14 protein-coding genes and 1 riboswitch are annotated in these 17,599 nt (G+C 28.9%); of the genes, 2 read left to right on the forward strand and 12 right to left on the reverse strand.

The features are described 5' to 3' along the window. Positions 1 to 263 precede the first annotated feature (263 nt). The 5 genes from AYC61_RS17720 to AYC61_RS17740 form a co-directional block, all read right to left on the reverse strand. Positions 264 to 956 carry an RloB family protein gene (locus AYC61_RS17720; RefSeq protein ID WP_066505937.1) on the reverse strand — a complete coding sequence of 231 codons (693 nt, stop codon included), beginning with the start codon at positions 954 to 956 and terminating at the stop codon, positions 264 to 266. Positions 957 to 958: 2 nt separating this feature from the next. Beyond that, entirely contained in the window at positions 959 to 2,308 is a 1,350-nt protein-coding gene (locus AYC61_RS17725; RefSeq protein ID WP_066505945.1) for an AAA family ATPase, read from the reverse strand. A gap of 375 nt (positions 2,309 to 2,683) precedes the next feature. Beyond that, positions 2,684 to 2,968 carry a hypothetical protein gene (locus AYC61_RS17730; RefSeq protein ID WP_066505947.1) on the reverse strand — a complete coding sequence of 95 codons (285 nt, stop codon included), beginning with the start codon at positions 2,966 to 2,968 and terminating at the stop codon, positions 2,684 to 2,686. Between the two features lie 116 nt (positions 2,969 to 3,084). After that, positions 3,085 to 4,272 (reverse strand): methionine adenosyltransferase, encoded by a 1,188-nt coding sequence (metK, locus tag AYC61_RS17735; protein WP_066505949.1) that lies wholly within the window; start codon positions 4,270 to 4,272, stop codon positions 3,085 to 3,087. Between the two features lie 123 nt (positions 4,273 to 4,395). Continuing rightward, positions 4,396 to 4,510, reverse strand: a riboswitch (SAM riboswitch). Positions 4,511 to 4,633: 123 nt separating this feature from the next. Next, positions 4,634 to 5,074, reverse strand: a complete 441-nt coding sequence (locus AYC61_RS17740) for a COG2426 family protein (protein WP_066505952.1) — start codon at positions 5,072 to 5,074, stop codon at positions 4,634 to 4,636. Positions 5,075 to 5,387: 313 nt separating this feature from the next. On the opposite strand from AYC61_RS17740, the gene AYC61_RS17745 reads away from it, so the two are divergent. Together AYC61_RS17745 and AYC61_RS17750 are read left to right on the forward strand one after the other, a co-directional pair. Next, the gene (locus AYC61_RS17745; RefSeq protein ID WP_066505958.1) at positions 5,388 to 6,098 is read left to right on the forward strand and encodes a tRNA 2-thiocytidine biosynthesis TtcA family protein; all 711 of its coding nucleotides are present in this window, start codon (positions 5,388 to 5,390) and stop codon (positions 6,096 to 6,098) included. Between the two features lie 148 nt (positions 6,099 to 6,246). Then, positions 6,247 to 9,069 (forward strand): phosphodiester glycosidase family protein, encoded by a 2,823-nt coding sequence (locus tag AYC61_RS17750; protein ID WP_066505962.1) that lies wholly within the window; start codon positions 6,247 to 6,249, stop codon positions 9,067 to 9,069. Positions 9,070 to 9,156: 87 nt separating this feature from the next. On the opposite strand, the gene AYC61_RS17755 is transcribed toward AYC61_RS17750, so the two are convergent. From AYC61_RS17755 to flgG, 7 genes are all read right to left on the reverse strand, one after another. Next, positions 9,157 to 9,369: a hypothetical protein gene (locus tag AYC61_RS17755; RefSeq protein WP_066505964.1), complete on the reverse strand. Its 213-nt coding sequence runs from the start codon at positions 9,367 to 9,369 to the stop codon at positions 9,157 to 9,159. A 476-nt stretch (positions 9,370 to 9,845) separates the two neighbouring features. Next, positions 9,846 to 11,288 (reverse strand): S-layer homology domain-containing protein, encoded by a 1,443-nt coding sequence (locus tag AYC61_RS17760; protein WP_066505974.1) that lies wholly within the window; start codon positions 11,286 to 11,288, stop codon positions 9,846 to 9,848. 205 nt (positions 11,289 to 11,493) lie between these two features. Next, positions 11,494 to 12,513, reverse strand: coding sequence for an SDR family NAD(P)-dependent oxidoreductase (locus AYC61_RS17765; protein ID WP_066505983.1), 1,020 nt, complete (start codon positions 12,511 to 12,513; stop codon positions 11,494 to 11,496). Between the two features lie 193 nt (positions 12,514 to 12,706). After that, positions 12,707 to 13,588 carry a UTP--glucose-1-phosphate uridylyltransferase GalU gene (galU, locus tag AYC61_RS17770; RefSeq protein ID WP_066505991.1) on the reverse strand — a complete coding sequence of 294 codons (882 nt, stop codon included), beginning with the start codon at positions 13,586 to 13,588 and terminating at the stop codon, positions 12,707 to 12,709. A gap of 250 nt (positions 13,589 to 13,838) precedes the next feature. Next, positions 13,839 to 16,142, reverse strand: coding sequence for an ATP-dependent DNA helicase (locus AYC61_RS17775; protein WP_242866832.1), 2,304 nt, complete (start codon positions 16,140 to 16,142; stop codon positions 13,839 to 13,841). A gap of 329 nt (positions 16,143 to 16,471) precedes the next feature. Then, on the reverse strand, positions 16,472 to 16,777 hold the full coding sequence (locus tag AYC61_RS17780; protein ID WP_066506008.1) for a rod-binding protein: 306 nt from the start codon (positions 16,775 to 16,777) through the stop codon (positions 16,472 to 16,474). 19 nt (positions 16,778 to 16,796) lie between these two features. Then, positions 16,797 to 17,591 (reverse strand): flagellar basal-body rod protein FlgG, encoded by a 795-nt coding sequence (gene flgG, locus AYC61_RS17785; protein WP_066506011.1) that lies wholly within the window; start codon positions 17,589 to 17,591, stop codon positions 16,797 to 16,799. Positions 17,592 to 17,599: the final 8 nt, after the last annotated feature.

Here is a 17,599-nt window from a genome sequence, read left to right on the forward strand (position 1 = left end):
CTCCAAAAGCTCTTTTCCATTGATTCTTAGCTAAGTTCTATAATCATTATACGTATTGTTAAAATTATTATATCATATTTTCAAATTTTATAACAACGGAAGCAATTACGTAGTAATTGCAACACACCGTTTCAACGAAGCGCAAGAAAGTTTCTATAAACCTTGTATACTTCACAACAAATCGCCAAATAATAAATTAGCTAATGAGTCTAAACATTGTTTCATTACTTCAATCTAAAATTTTACTCAACTACTATTCAAATTTAACCAGTCTTCATTCTATAAATAAGTTTGCTAATATTAGACCCTAATTCGTTATTTATATCTTCTATTGTCTGTGCATAAAAAGTCTCATTCTTTATTGCTTTGTCTATTCTATCAATATAAGCTTCAAACTCAACTGATGCTTTATCAAAACCGCTATAACCATGTTTCTGTAATATCTGAGATAATTCAAAGCTTGCATAAGAATGTCTATTAGAAACCCTTTTATTTTTCAAAAGCTTTTTTTTATCAATCTCATGTATTTCATCAAAATGCAGCAACAGCCAAAACTCAAAGCAAGGATTAGTAAAACCAATATTAATATTATTTTCTTTCGCTCCATTTATAGCATAGCTTATATGTGCCTCAGGCCATCTGTCTTTATCAAATATCATCCATAATTCGTCTAAATCTTCAAGATATAATTCATCTGAGCTTTCATTAATATATTCTAAATAATATTCTATCAAATGGTTAGGAGAACTAGACCCGTCATCAGGACTGCGTTTTAGCACTTCTATAGTTATTAAATTTGAAACACCTATATGTTTTTTATTTTTGGCTAACCCTTCAAAGTATGATGCTTCTGTCTTTTGCCCTTCAAAATACAAAATGAATCTCTTTTTCATAGACTTTAATTCTCTATCTTCTAAAGTTCTTTCTGTGACTGGCAATTTTGTTAGTCTCGGCATGATTACTCCTCCAAATTTAATCTGTCAAATGTCCCGAATAACGGTACTGCACCGTATCTACCTTCTAAGTATGATTTTTCAACTCTCCTATCATATCTTTCTTTGAAATCTTCAAGTGAGAACAATTTAGATATACAGTTTTTGTCACGTTCTACGAACCATAATTCATCTCTTCTGAGCAAATTTAAATCCATAAGTACTGAAGCATGTGTTGATACTATTAATTGTGAGTCTTTGTTTGAACCTAATTCTAAGAATAACTCAACAAATTTCTTTACTAGATTAGGATGTAAACTCCTATCTAGCTCATCTATAATATATATATTTTCTTCTTCAGGTGCTAAAACTAAATTCAACAAATCAATTATTCTTTGAGTTCCATCAGATTCATCTATTAAATCAAATAAAGCTTCTATATTGTCATTGGAATGAGCAAAAACATATTTTTTTATTTCTACTTTATCATCATTTAATATAATCTTATAATATTGATTAGACACTCTAACAGTTATACTTTTTGATTTATTATTTTCTTGCATCTTTGCCTCTTTTAAATCTAAAATCAATTTATTAATCGTTTTTTTTGGTAAATTCCTAGCTAATTCATCAGCTTCAACATTAATAAAAGATATGCCTAATATACCCGTATCTAAGTCGTTTAGTAATTTACCTAATTGGTCTCTCTTTATATCATCACTAAAAAAATCCAAGCTTCCTATTGGTTCATCTGGCTTAAATATTCTTAAATTAAATTTAAACCAATTATATATTTCTTTAATCACATAAAGCTGTGAATGAGAGCTTAATTTTTTTGTACCTATCTCTTTTAATAATAAGTCACATGTTGATCCTTCAACATCATTTTTGTACACATTAAATCTAATTTTTTCTTGGGCATCTTTTATATTTAGTGATGTTTTTATCTTGTTATCATCTCTTTCAAACATCATTATTTCATTTTTACTATCAGTGATATCATAAAGCCATTCACCTTTAATTTCTTTGCCTGATATAAGATATGATATTCCGTATGCATAAAATTTATTGCCAATTTTTATTTCAAATTCGAATCTGGTTTCTTTCTCCTTATATAACGAGTCTAACCTATAATAGTCGGTAACAGACAAACTTTCTATTCCTTCTATAATTAAAACCTTAGCATATTTCATAGATGCGATTAGATTAGATTTACCAGCTGCATTAGCTCCATAGATAGCCGAAAAACGTAATAGCTTTATATTATCTTTATTGTACAACCTTTCATTGAAATGTTTTGAACTACCCGGTACCATGTTGAATGTCTCTAAGGTTTTAAATGATCTAAAATTTTCAACAGAATATCTTATTAACATATACCATCCTCTCCTTTATACTCATATTGTATGTGATATTTTCTCAAGCATCAACTATTTTTACTTGTTTTTTAGCTTAAAAATTATCATTTTTTAAAATAAGAGAGTTTTTTTCTCTTTTGTGCTCAATATAATGTTTTTAATCAGTTTTCAAATCATTTTGATATAGAAGTTATTTATCTATAGTATTCTACAAATATGAAACTCACTATTCATTTTCACTCATAGGAATAAGCGAATTAACAAAAAATCATAGATTCTATTCTCTATTCATGAGTAAGTACCTCACATAAAAATACACAAATTTTAGTTTCAGCTTGTAATCCGATTTGGATTCTCTGCATAAATAAATAAACTGACGAATACTTCATCAGTTTATTTATCAATATATTTTATTTCTAATCTGTTTTCAGCTACTAGCTTCTTTGCAATTTTCTCTGCGCGAACGTCTTTTTCTTCAAATATTAAACATATATACGAAAATTTATCTTTTACCATTCTTAATATATACTCTAAAGTTTCAGGTTCTTCTACATATATACATATTTTGTCTTTGATGTGCTTTTTATAGGAGTAATTATATCCTATTTCCATGATGAATTGTATTATTCCATATACAAAAAAAACATATATAAAAGCAGAAACCAACAAAATAAGCAATGTATCACCTTCCTTTAAAAAGTCATTATCTAATCCACTAGAAGTTTGAAATAAACACTATACAAAAACATGGATTGTTACATTATACTCATGATGTTGGTTTTTGGTTACTGTTTTTAGATATTTGCTTGCTCTTTTAATAGCTCTGCTTTGTCAGTTTTTTCCCATGGTAAATCTATATCTATTCTACCAAAATGTCCATAAGCTGCTGTTTGTCTGTATATACCTCTCTTTAAATCTAAGTCTCTTATAATAGCTGCCGGTCTTAAATCGAAATTAGCATTAATAAGCTCTTCTATCTTTTCTTCTTTTATTTTGCCTGTTCCAAAGGTATCTACATATATTGATACCGGATAAGCTACACCTATTGCATAAGCTAACTGAACTTCACATTTATCTGCTAAACCTGCTGCAACAATATTTTTAGCTACATATCTTGCTGCATATGCTGCTGATCTATCAACTTTTGTTGGATCTTTCCCTGAGAAAGCTCCTCCTCCATGACGAGAGTAGCCACCATATGTATCTACTATGATCTTTCTACCTGTCAAACCTGCATCTCCTTGAGGTCCACCAATTACAAATCTACCTGTTGGATTTATTAGATATCTTGTGTTTTCATCTAATAATTCTGCTGGTACTATCTCTTTTATAACCAAATCTATCAAGTCTTTTTCTATAGTTTCTAATTCAACATCTGGGCAATGCTGTGTAGATATAACTATTGTATCCACTCTAGCAGGCTTATCATCATGATATTCTACTGTTACTTGTGTTTTACCATCTGGACGAAGATAGTTTAGTTTACCGATTTTTCTAATCTCTGTAAGTCTTCTAGCTAATTTATGTGCTAAAGAAATTGGTAATGGCATTAATTCAGGAGTTTCGTTACATGCAAAACCAAACATAATACCTTGATCTCCAGCTCCTATCGAATTAATTTTATCTTCCATTTGTCCCTTTTTACTTTCAAATGCTTCATTTACTCCCATAGCTATATCAGGTGATTGTTCATCAATAGATGTCAATACTGCACAAGTGTCTCCATCAAATCCATACTTTGCTCTTGTATACCCTATATCTTTTATAGTTTGTCTTACTATTTTAGGTATGTCTACATAACATTTAGTAGATATTTCTCCAGATACTAAAACCAAACCTGTTGTTACTGATGTCTCACAAGCTACTCTAGAATTAGGATCCTTTGATATTATTGTATCTAGTATTGCGTCTGAAATTTGATCACACATTTTGTCAGGATGTCCTTCTGTAACGGACTCAGATGTAAATAACCATTTTCTCATAAAAACCCTCCTATAATTTAATCAAAATAGAAATCTATAAGTCATGTTTCTTATATTGTACTTATTTAAATTTCCCCAAAAAAACTAAAATCTCTTCCAAAGGAAGAGGTCTATTTAAGCACTTCCTCATCTCTCAGATTTAAATCTGTAGGATTTAGCACCTTCACTATTATAGCTTAAATAATAGTCGGTTGCCGGGCTTCATAGGGCCTATTCCCTCAGCCTCTCTTAATAAGGTTTCTTTATTCAATTATTATACAAGCTTCTTTTACAATGATAATAACACATTATTTATCATTTTGCAATAGTTTTAATTAAATTTTTACATTTTTTATATCAAATGTTTAGTTTTACTTTATTTTTATAATAATCCAATACTCAACAAATAAACTATTATACCTGAAGTAACCACTCCAGCACATATTGAAATCATTGCATCCTTATATTTTACTTTTAATAATGATGCAGCTAGACAACCTGTGTACACTCCTGTTGATGGTATTGGAAATGCTACTAGCAAAAATAAACCAAGCATCTCATACCTTTGTACTCTCTTGCTTTTCTTTAATGTTCGATTTCGCAAAAAAATAACATATTTTTTAAAAAATTTTATATTATAGAAAAATTTCAATAATGGTTTTAAACCTTTCAACAATAATGGCACTATTATACAATTGCCCAATATACTAAACAATAAACTGTAAATAGGACAAATGCCCATAACTATACCTAGTGGTATTGCTCCTCTTAATTCAACTATTGGCACTGCTGACATAAATAGTACAATTATATATTTTTTCATTTATATTAATACCTCATAAATTAATATTAAAAACTACCTACTTACTATATGCAAAAAATTCAACCTGTATGATTATCTATTGTAAGTATATATATCCAAATGAATGTTATTAATCATTTAGAAATTAATACTTTATAAATTTTCTCTAACATCTCAAAAATATCATATAAAAAATTTTTTATCAACCTTTCTTTTGCGACTATCATTAGTAACTTACCTTTCTTTTTAATTTTTTTGTAATTGATTTGTAATACTAATATAATAATAATTGATTATAATTAAAGTGATGTACTGTATATGAAAGGACGATATCATGAAAAAAACATTAGGCGCAATAAGAAAAGCAGTAAAAGAGTATAATTTAATAAATGATGGTGATAAGGTTGCAGTAGGGGTTTCTGGTGGTAAAGATAGTATGGCTTTGTTATATGGTCTAAGATTATTTCAACATTTTAGCCCTGTTAAATACGAATTGCAGGCTTTTACTCTTACTCTAGGTTTTGATAATTTTGATTTGACACCAATCAAAGAATTCTGTGAAAAGATTGATGTAGCTTATCAAATCAAGGAAACTGAAATTGGTAAAATTGTTTTCGACATTAGAAAAGAAAAGAATCCATGTTCTTTATGTGCAAAAATGAGAAGGGGTGCTTTGCATGATCTCATTATTGAAAATGGATGTAATGTATTAGCTTTAGGACATCATGCTGATGATGCTATTGAAACTTTATTTCTAAGTATGTTGTATTCAGGGAGGATAAGTACATTTTTGCCTAAAACATATTTATCAAGAAAAGACATACATGTTATTAGGCCAATGATCTACTTACCTGAGTACGAAATCAAAAATGCTATCATTAGGCATAATATTCCTACAGTTAAAAGTCCTTGTCCTGCTGATAAGAATACTAAAAGAGAAGAAATGAAAGAACTTATGAAACATATAAATAAACTGGTGCCTGATGCTAGAGATAAGATTATCACTTCTATGAAAAACAAAGAACAGTTCAATCTATGGTTTTAAGAAATATAGAAATATAAATCATCCTGATTTTTCATATAAGTAAGTGACTCACAAAAATCAAGATTTGGGTTCACTGCTCATGATTTTCTATGAATAATCTAGGATCCTAATAAGATGAAGTAATTTTAATGGTAAAGGATGTGAAACTATGAATAATGCACTTAAAAAGTTTTTATCTACTCTAGCTATATCTATTTTCCTAATTACAAACTCATGTAGTACATATGCACAAGAACAGTTTCTCATATATCAAGATAGACAAGAAAAAATTGTTTCGAGTGGACTTATACATGAAAGTATCAAAAAATTCACATCAACAGGTTGGGTTAACATCAATGTTTTAAGGGTTGATTTGTCAGATAAATATACAAACATTAAACCGCTATATGACAAGGATGGAGTTATAGAAAAAGATACTATAAAAGGTATGGTTGTTGATTCTGGCGCTATAGCAGGAATTAATGCAGATTATTTTTACACTGACCATTTTTCAACACCTATTGGTCCGATAATTGATGATAATAAGTTTATATCATCTCCTAATAATTCAGCCAAACAATTTCCAGTATTCTTTATGGATGATAATAAAATTCCTTCTATTGATTTTTTACAATGGAATATGAAAGTAATCCCTCAAGATAAAGAGCCACTTACTGTTTACTCTATAAACAAAGACAGTAATACATTTGAAGGTATTGTCATGTTTGATAAGAATTGGTCAAACAAGACCATTGGAAATAGATATTATCCAAACACTACTGAGGTCGTGATAGAAAATGATACTGTTATAAGCGTTCAAACTGGACATGCCCCATTAGATATGCCTGAAAATGGTTATGTACTTGCTGGAAGAAATTTCGCGGGTGAACAATTACTGCAAAATTTTAAGGTTGGTGATAAGGTAAATCTTCAAATTAATGCATCAAAAGATTTAAATGAAATTTCTTCAGCAGTTGGTGGCGGCGCTGTTCTTGTTAAAGCTGGTAAAATAGCTGATAATTTTACTATTGACATAAAAGGAAACCAACCAAGAACCGCATTAGGTATTACTAAGGATAAAAAACAATTAATCATAGCTGTAGTTGATGGAAGACATACTTCTTACAAGGGTTTGACACAAACTGAAATGGCAGATTTAATGATTCATCTTGGAGCATATGATGCAATCAATTTTGATGGAGGAGGTTCTACTACTATGGTTTTATCTTCACTTGATAAAGATACTCCTGTTGTAGTTAATTATCCATCTGATGGCAGTCAAAGAAGAGTAATAAATGGAGTCGGTGTCTTTAATGATGCTCCACAAAAATCTCTAAGTAAAATTGAGATTATATGTAATAATACAGACATTTTTGTTGATACTTCAAGAGAATTTTTTGTTAAAGGCTATGATAGGTACAATAATCCTGTACCTGTTGATCAAGATTCTGTTAAATATTATATAGAAGATACAAAAGGTTCACTTAAAGAAAACATATTTACACCACATGAAGTTGGCACAGGAACTATAATTGCTAAATATAAAAATAAAAAAGCAGAAATAGAAATAAACGTATTAAACAGCGTTAAAGAAATTCAAAGCGATCAATACTACTATAGTGTAGATGTTGATAGTGAAATTGTTTTAGCGGATTTGTTGAAAAATGTATATGGACTTAATGATGAAGGTTATTCTAGCAAGATAAATGTAGAAGATATCCAGTGGGATGTATTTGGTGATATCGGTAGCGTAAAGGATGGTGTGTTATATACATCTAAAACACCAAATTCTGGTGTTTTGACTGCTAATATAGGCGATGCAGTTAAAAATTTTAAGTTTTCTGTTGGTTATGTTATGAAGATGCTTGAAGATTTTGAAAACACTAACGGCTTATCTTTTACAAGCTATCCTAACGTTGTTCAAGGAAATATAAAAACATCTTCAAAAAGTAAAGATAGTACTCATTCTTTAAAATTGGAATATGATTTCACAAATTCTGAAGATACTCAAGCTGCCTATATTGAATTAAAAAATGGTGGTATTAAACTAGAAAATAAGGCTGATAAGTTAGGTCTTTGGGTTTATGGTAATCAAAAAAATCATTGGTTAAGAGCTGAAATTTATGATAGTAAAGGTAACCTTCACAGGCTGAATTTGGCAAATGATATTGACTGGAAATATTGGAAATGGGTAACTGCTGATATTCCTTCATATATAAGCTATCCTATAACTGTTAAAAGAATTTACCTTGTTGAGACAAACCCTCTTAATATGGATAAGGGTTATATATTAGTTGATGGTTTGAAATCTCTATATCATACACCTTATTCCTATGAAACTAAGGCTCCAGAGGAAACTATGATAAAAGATGTAAAAGAAAAATTATTAGATATTACTGATGGTGGATATAAAGCTATTATAACAACAGGAGTAAATAAATTAGATACTTTGTTAGACTATCAGATAGCTAATAATTTAAATAAAGCATTAAACACCTCTAATATCAATATAGTACTAAATAATCTGCCTGATAGTTTTGCTAATTTAAATAGTGAAGCTACTCTAAACCCTAAAACTGGTTTTTCTGGATATTCAAAAGGAAGTGCTATGTTTATTCAACTAAACGATTTAAATGGTGGTATTAGACAAGCTAATCCGTATCAATGGACAGAATTTTTAACAACATTACAAAATACAGATCAAGATAATATTATTATTTCACTACCAAAACCTGTTTTTGGAGATAATGGTTTTTCAGATTCTATGGAAGCAGAGCTGTTTCACAGAGTATTATTAGATTATAAGAAGGATAAGAATATTTGGGTTGTCCAAACTGGTAGCTTTAATAAAACTCAATTTAAAGATGGTATCCGCTATATTTATATAAATGATAAATATTCTGCTGATAATGTTTTTGATATGAAATATCTAACTTTTACTGTTAAAAACAAAGAAGTAACCTACTCTTTCCAAAATTTATTTGATAATTAGTTCATATAACTTTCCATAGTATGCTGTACTGAATTATAAGCAGAAATCTAAAATCTAATAGCTGTAGTCATTGTTGTTTGACTACAGCTATTTTGATTGCTTATCAATTCGTATAAATCTATTATTCAAAAATTCGTTCTTATCTTCAACATCTTCATTAATATTATCAGTTTTTATATTAGGTTCTGTTTCTGTATTTTCTGTTATTAATTCATTAACGTCTGATTGTATGTAAATTATTATTCCTATAACTAGTATCATTAAAAATATTACTCCTATTGAATATATGTTTTTTCTCATTTTTCACTCTCCTCATAATATATTTTTTCCAATGACGTCTAATTTATACATACAGCAAATCTTTATTCATTATAATCCCAGATTATTCATAGAAAATAATGAGCAGTGAAACCAAATCTATGATTTGGTGTGAATCACTTACTCCTAAGAATGAATTGAGTAATGAGTTTCATATTATACAATGAATAGGAGATACAATTAACGCTTATTCAATAAAAGATTCATTAATAAAGTTCTTTCTGATTAGTAGATGTTCATAGAATCCTAGACATACCAACTTGTTATACCTACTAATTCTCTGAAAACTTTTAATCCAAAAATTTACAACATATTATTTGTGCTTTATATGAATAATCAAGGATTATATTTCTATTTTCATAAATCATTGCAAATAAATAACCCTGATTATTCTATTATGTGAATAATCAAGGTTAAGTACTTAAAAAACTGAAGGACTATCCTTCAGTTTTTTATGGTCAATTATTATCATTTTTATCTATATATTCTAATAATTGTACTATTATTTTGCTTGCTTCTTGTCTTGTAAGCGGTCTATCTGGATTAAAGTTGTTTTTATTGTCTCCATGCATTAAATTTTTACCATATACATTCTTTACATAGTCTAAATTCTTAGACGTTATTTTGTCTATGTCTTTATAATCAAGTTCTATATCCATATGAATTGCATCAATACCAATTATAGTACTTAAAATCATAGCCATTTCTTCTCTTGTAATATTATAACCTGGTCTAAATTTATTATCTGTAAATCCGTAAAAATAATTTTTTGCTGTGATTGATTTTACATAATCTAAAGCCCAAGGTTTTATCATATCAACATCTTCGTATGGTAATTCAATATCTGTTTTTTCTAATTTAAGTGCCTTTGCGATCATGACACTAAACTCTTCTCTTGTTATATTCTTCTTTGGATAGAAATGATCATTCTCACCAGTTATTACCCCTAGTTCTTTTAATTTGGCTATATATTTCAAACCCCAACAATTTGATACATCTTTAAATGGTGCTTCGATAGCAATACCAGTTTCATCTATTAAATCGCCTATTTTAATAATCCAGTTACCTGCTACCCAACCACTCAAATCTGTATCTTTAAGTTTAACATTATACCAATAATATCCAGATAAAAGTTTAGGCTCATCAATTACATACAAAATATCTTCTGGTGCTAGACTTCCTTTTTCTTTGCCAGCAGGTTCCTTTCTTATTTTAAGTGAATTTTGGACATTAACTGATACGATATCGCCTTTTTGGTATTTTACTACATCTCCATAGTGTACATCTTTTGGCGAAGCGTAAATTTTGTTTTTTTCCGGAAGTCCACTTTTAGGTAAAAGCTTATTATTAAATTTAGTGATAGTCTGATTGTATTCTTTTTCTGCTATCATATACACTAAATCCTGATAAGCATATTTTTTCTTACCGGTATTCGGATTGTTACTTTCACTCCAACCATTATACGCCCATAAAGCAAAATACCAATGCTCTAAAATATTTGGATCCATATCTTTAAACCTTGGCAGCTTCCTTACACATGTATCCCATTTTCTTAACAACATTTCAGCACCAGCTTCAATATTATAATTAATATCATATTTCAATCTATTTGTATCGAATCCAGCACCTCTATTATTAATTTGCATTACTCCAATACTTCCTCTTGAACCTGTATATACAGATCCATCTGTATTATATTGCTTAAAAACACTTTCAACTCTAGCTACAGATTTTAATATCACTGTAGGTATACCTCGCTTCTTAGCAACCTCATCTATTAATCTTTCAAGTTCCTTCCTTGATGGATTTTCTCTTTTGACATTGCTAGATGCTAAAGTTATATTATTCGTACAAGTTAAAAGAAAGCATGCCACAAAAAATATAACGATTTTCTTGTACATTGTTTTCCTCCATTCTTTTTTTCCTCTTTAAATTTCGGTACTCTGTTCAGATTATTAAATCCATGATTAGTCTGGATTGAACATAATCTTATTTTATATAAAGTATAAGTGTTTGAAAAGTCCTATTTTAAAAAATTATCGTAATTGTGTCCAAATTTTCCACACTTACAGGTTATTATTGTCTATAATAACAAATTTTATACATTTATTGTAAACTGATATTGTAATATTTATAATACCACTGTATAAATCTATCTAAGCCTTCTTCTATAGTTACCTCTGGCTTAAATTGTACAGCATCGAATAAATCATCTACATCTGCATATGTTTTTTGTATGTCTCCAGCATGTATAGGATAATATTTTATTTTTGATTTTTTATTTAATTTTTTTTCTAGTAACTCGATTAAATCCATCAGCTTTATTGGTTTACTATTACCAAGATTATAAATTCTGTACCTAGCACAACTAACAGACGGATTATTTTGCTGTTTATAAAATTCTTTTAGACCCTCAGGCGGTTTATCCATTATTTGAATAATTCCTTCAACGATATCATCTATATATGTAAAATCTCTTTCCATATAGCCATAATTATAAACTTTGATGACCTTATTCTTTATTATTGAATCTGTAAAATGGTAAACAGCCATATCAGGTCTGCCCCATGGTCCGTAAACTGTAAATAATCTAAGTCCTGTTACAGGTAATCCATACGTATAACTGTAAGCATGAGCTATTAATTCATTAGACTTTTTGGTTGCTGCATACAAGCTTGCAGGATGATCCGTATTATCATGTTCTGAAAATGGATAATTTGTGTTAATACCATATACCGAACTTGATGAAGCAAAAACTAAATGTTCAATTTTATAATTTTTACACTCTTCTATAATATTTGCAAAGCCAACAAGATTTGAGTCAATGTATGCCTTCGGATGGCTTACACTATATCTTACACCAGCCTGTGCAGCTAAATTAATAACTATAGAAATATCAAACATTTCAAAAACTTTTTTTACCGACTTTTTTTTACTAATATCTATAAAGGCAAACCTAAAATGGTCATGTTTTTTTAATATATTTAACCTATCCTTTTTCAACTTTACATCATAGTATTCATTTAAATTATCTACACCTATTACATTATATCCTTCTTTTAACAATGTCTTACTTACATGAAACCCTATAAAACCTGCACTTCCGGTAACTAATATAGTTTTCATAATAACCTCCTCTAACTTAATCTTATAGCCCAAGCTATATTAATTACTATGCAATTGATTTTGATTTTATTTGCAGTAAATAAAATTTTTACTTTCTCGCTTAAATAAAACTCCACTTACCTCATTCCTAGGAGTAAGCGATTCACATCAAATCAAGATTTAAGTTCTCTGATAAAAAAAATGAATCAAAGACCTAAGTCCTTGGTTCATTTTTTAATAAATGTATCAAATATTCCTTAAATTCATCTTTTATACTATCCTTTCTTAATGCAAATTCAACCATTGCAGTTAAGAAGCCCATCATATTTCCCACATCATATCTTTTGCCTTCGAAAACATATGCATACATACATTTAGTAATACTTAAGGTTTTTAATGCATCGGTTAATTGAATTTCTCCTCCTGCTCCTTTTTTGGTGTATTTAAGTATTTCAAAAATTTCTGGTGTTATTATATACCTTCCTAGTATAGCTATATTTGAAGGAGTAGTATCTACTGAGGGTTTTTCAACTAAATCATCTATTTTATAAAGTCTATCATCTATTTTATTGCCTGATATAATTCCATATTTATAAACCTCGCTATGAGGTACTTCTTGTACTCCAATAATGCTAGTATTGTATTTCTCGTATGCATCAATAAGCTGCTTAATACATGGTTTTTGAGGAGACCATACTACATCATCTCCTAGTAATACAGCAAAAGGCTCATCTTTAATAAAGGTTTCACCACAGTATATAGCATGACCTAAACCTTTAGGTTCTTTTTGCCTTATATAATGAATATTAGCCATATTCGATATATCCTGTACCATCTTTAAAACATCTGTTTTTCCCTTCTGTTGTAAAGTCATTTCTAATTCAAAACTTTTATCAAAATGGTCTTCTATAGCTCGTTTATTTCTTCCTGTTATAATTAATATATCTTCTATTCCTGCCTCAACTGCTTCTTGAATTATATATTGAATAGTAGGAGTATCTACTATAGGGAGCATTTCTTTAGGCTGAGCTTTTGTTACAGGTAAAAATCTTGTGCCTAATCCTGCAGCGGGTATTATAGCTTTTTTGACTTTCAAAAAAATCACCTCAATGTTCTTATATGACATACTATTTATATAAAGATATAAATGTTACATACAAAAAATGTTTATTGATGCTAATTTTTATCTATAAACTCCTACAATTATACCGAGTATCATTTATTTTTCTATGAACATTTAAGGTTTCTTATAAAAATAAATAAACCCAGATTATTCATAGTTATACTAATAATCTGGGTTAGTAAATTTATATTTTCCTATTAAAAAACAAATATTAAGTTTTTAATCATCTTAGATATTTAACATTCCAATGCTTTGGAAACATTTTTTTATAGCTATTATAAGCAAATCTTTCACCTATTAAAAGCACTGTTCCCTTATCATCTTCTGTACGAATTACCCTTCCTACTGCTTGAAGCACTTTATTCATACCCGGATACATATAAGCATATTCAAAGCCTTTTGAATTTTTTTCATTAAAATAATCTCTTATTATATTTCTCTCAAGACATATCTGTGGTAATCCAACTCCTACTACTATTGCACCGCTTAGCCGATCTCCTTTTAAATCTATTCCTTCCGAAAACAATCCTCCTAATACACAAAAACCTGCTAATGTTTCTGTATTATTTTCATTGAACTGCTTTAAAAAATCCTCTCTTTCTATTTCACTCATATTATTACTTTGAACTATTACATTAACTTCTGGATTTCTCTCTATAAAAATATCAGCTATATTGTTCATGTATTTAAATGAAGAAAAAAATATAAGGTAGTTCTTTTTATTATTAACTATTTTCTCTATATTGCTCACTATTAAATCCTTTGTTTTATCCCTATCTTTATATCTTGTTGAAATTTGATGTGCGATGTAAAGTTGTAGATTATCAGGATCATATGGACTTTCTAGGTACATTGTATAGTCTTGTTCGTTTCCTCCTAAAATATCTCTAAAATATTCTAGGGGTGTTAATGTAGCTGAAAAGAAAACTGATGATTTTCCACGGTTAATGCACATGGATAACATCAATGATGGATCTTGGCAAAAAAGCTTTAACTTTACGTCTTTTTTGTCCTTCTCTACATATGTTATATATTTTTCATCATAAAATTCTGATATTTTTAAAAATGAATACACATCAAAGTAAAGCTCTAATAGCTCATTATAATAGTCAGCTTTTTGATTCTCTGATAACCATTCTTCTAGTTCTCTACTGAGCTTCATCAATATATAATATAGTTCATCTGGTTCACTACTTTGGATATGATAATTGTTGTCACCACATTGTTTTTTCATTGTTAACATAAATGAATTAACTTTATTTAAATGCTTTATGATTTTAGGCTCACTGTCTTTTATCTTTCTTTTCAAATCCAAAAAATCCTGTTTGTTTAATTGTGCAGAATACATTTCTCTTGCTCTATCAACCAAATTATGTGCTTCATCTATCAAGAATGTATAATTGCTTTCATCCGTTTCAAAAAAACGCTTTAAATACACTATTGGATCAAATACATAATTATAGTCACATATTACACAATCTGCCCATATAGCTAAATCTAATGCAAATTCAAATGGACAAACTTTATGCTTGTTTGCATATTGCTCTATAACAGTTCTTGATAAATCATCTTCATTTCTAATAATATCTAGTAGTGCTTCATTGATTCTGTCAAAATGTCCTTTTGCAAATTTACAGTCATCAGGATTGCATTTGCATTCATCTAAAAAACATATTTTTTCTTTGGCTGTTAGTGTAATTGTCTTAAACCTCAAATCTTTTTTTCTAAGTACCCCAAAAGCTTCTTCTGCTGCTTGTCTTGTAATAGTCTTAGCTGTGAGGTAAAACAATTTTTCTCTTAAGCCTTCTCCTAAAGCTTTTACCGCTGGAAATATAGTTGATATAGTTTTTCCTATACCTGTGGGAGCCTCTATAAATATATTCTTTTTATCCTTTATCGATCTATACACACCAACTGCTAGCTTTCTTTGACCTTCTCTGAAATTTTTAAATGGAAAATCAACTGTTTTAATTGACTCATTTCGTACTGTTTTCCATTCTTGAAGCATTTTAGCCCATACAATATATTTATTTAATACATCATAAAAAAACTCTTTTAAGTCTTTTTTCGTATAACACTGTTTTATTTTTTTAATTGCACTTGTTTTTATATGAAAATACGTTAATTGAACTTCTATACTATCTAAATCATTTTGTAACGAATATATATAAGCATATGTTTTAGCTTGAGCCCAATGTAATAAATTAAAATTTTGATCTATCTTTTCTAATTGAATTGCTGTTGATTTTATTTCATCTATAATTACTAAATCATCATCTTCCTCTGGTATAATTATTCCATCCGCTCTACCTTCAACAACAAATATAAACTCTTCTAATTCAAACTCATGTTTTAAGCAAACCTCTGCTTGGTAGTTACTTTTTTGCATCCCTTGAACTTTTTGATGAGCTTTAGTCCCTTCTACTGCTCTTACACTTGATTTAAACCTGTTATCTAAATCACCATGTCTAAGCACTAATTCAACTAAATTTCTGACAGATATTTTTATTTTATTTTTATCATCCATAATATCTTCCTATCATATATAAACCAAATTTAAAATCATCTTCTAATAACAATATTATACTATATATTTTGTTTTTATCTTATGTCTTTGCACAAAAAATATAATTCATACAATGTAATTGTTAATATTACTGTTTATGTCTCAAAACACAAAAAATAAAAATATGATTTGGATATAATATTAACATATATCAAACCATATTAATAACTATTTATATGAACCTCATTCTTCGAATGTATAAGCGATTCACACTAATTTAAAATTTAGGTTCTCTGCTCATAATTCAGAACTATACACCATATTATCGGGAGCTATATGAATAATCAGGGTTAAATCCTATTTTTCATATTTTCAAATAATACCTTTGCAAGTCCAATCCCTTGACCTTTATTTGTTAAGTCATCAGCAAGTTTTTCAGTATACATCTCTTCAAACATTTTTCTTGCGGAACTTTTTTGTACAAGACCACCATCTCCTACAGTCTTGTTCATTTCTTTCAACATAATATTAAGAAATAAAGATTCAAAATTTTGACATGCTTTCATGAGTGCTTGTTCTTCTTTGTTTTTTGAAGAAGCTTTACTATTATATACAGTTTTTGCTACGTAATTATTATTAATATTTAAATTGTCCATGATTATCTCCTAAATTGGTTTATCTTTTTAAGTTATTAGTTAATTGCATCATTTCTTCTGATGCTTGTATTGATTTAGAACTTATCTCATAAGCTCTCTGTGCTGTAATCATTTTAACCATTTCTTCTACTATCTCAACATTTGAGGTTTCTAAATAACCTTGCTTGATTTTACTTGTCATTTCTTCACCATCTAATGCATTAGTTTCTCCAGATGCACCTGTAGCTTTATATAAGTTTTGTCCATCACTCAAAAGACCCTCAGGATTCATAAATGTTACAAATTTAATTCTCGCAATATCTACTATAGCACCTTCTTCATCTCTGCCAGTAATGTTACCCATTTCATCTATTGTTATATCTTCTAAATCATTACTGATTATTATATCACTATCATCTTCGCTTGCTAAATAATAACCATTAGAGGTTACAAGTTTTTTTTCATCATCTTCTATACTTAATTTAAACGAACCATCTCTTGTATATCTTTTTTCTCCATTTGGTAATATTACTTCAAAAAAGCCTTTTCCATCTATACCTAAATCAAATGTACCATTTGTAGGCATTATATTACCTTGTCCAAAGCTTCTAGTTGTAGCAACAGGCATTACTCCATGTCCTACTTCTAAATTTACTGGTCTACCACCATCATCACTTAAATTAGATCTCTTCAATGCTTCATACATTAAATCTTTAAATTCAAGCCTTTGAGCTTTATATGAAGTTGTATTAACATTTGCTAAGTTATTTGATATGGTATCTATATTTAACTGTTGTGCCTTCATTGCTGTAGCAGCTGTCCATAGTGAACGCATCCGAAACT

The sequence above is a fragment of the Abyssisolibacter fermentans genome (genome assembly GCF_001559865.1).
Classification (GTDB): domain Bacteria; phylum Bacillota; class Clostridia; order Tissierellales; family MCWD3; genus Abyssisolibacter; species Abyssisolibacter fermentans.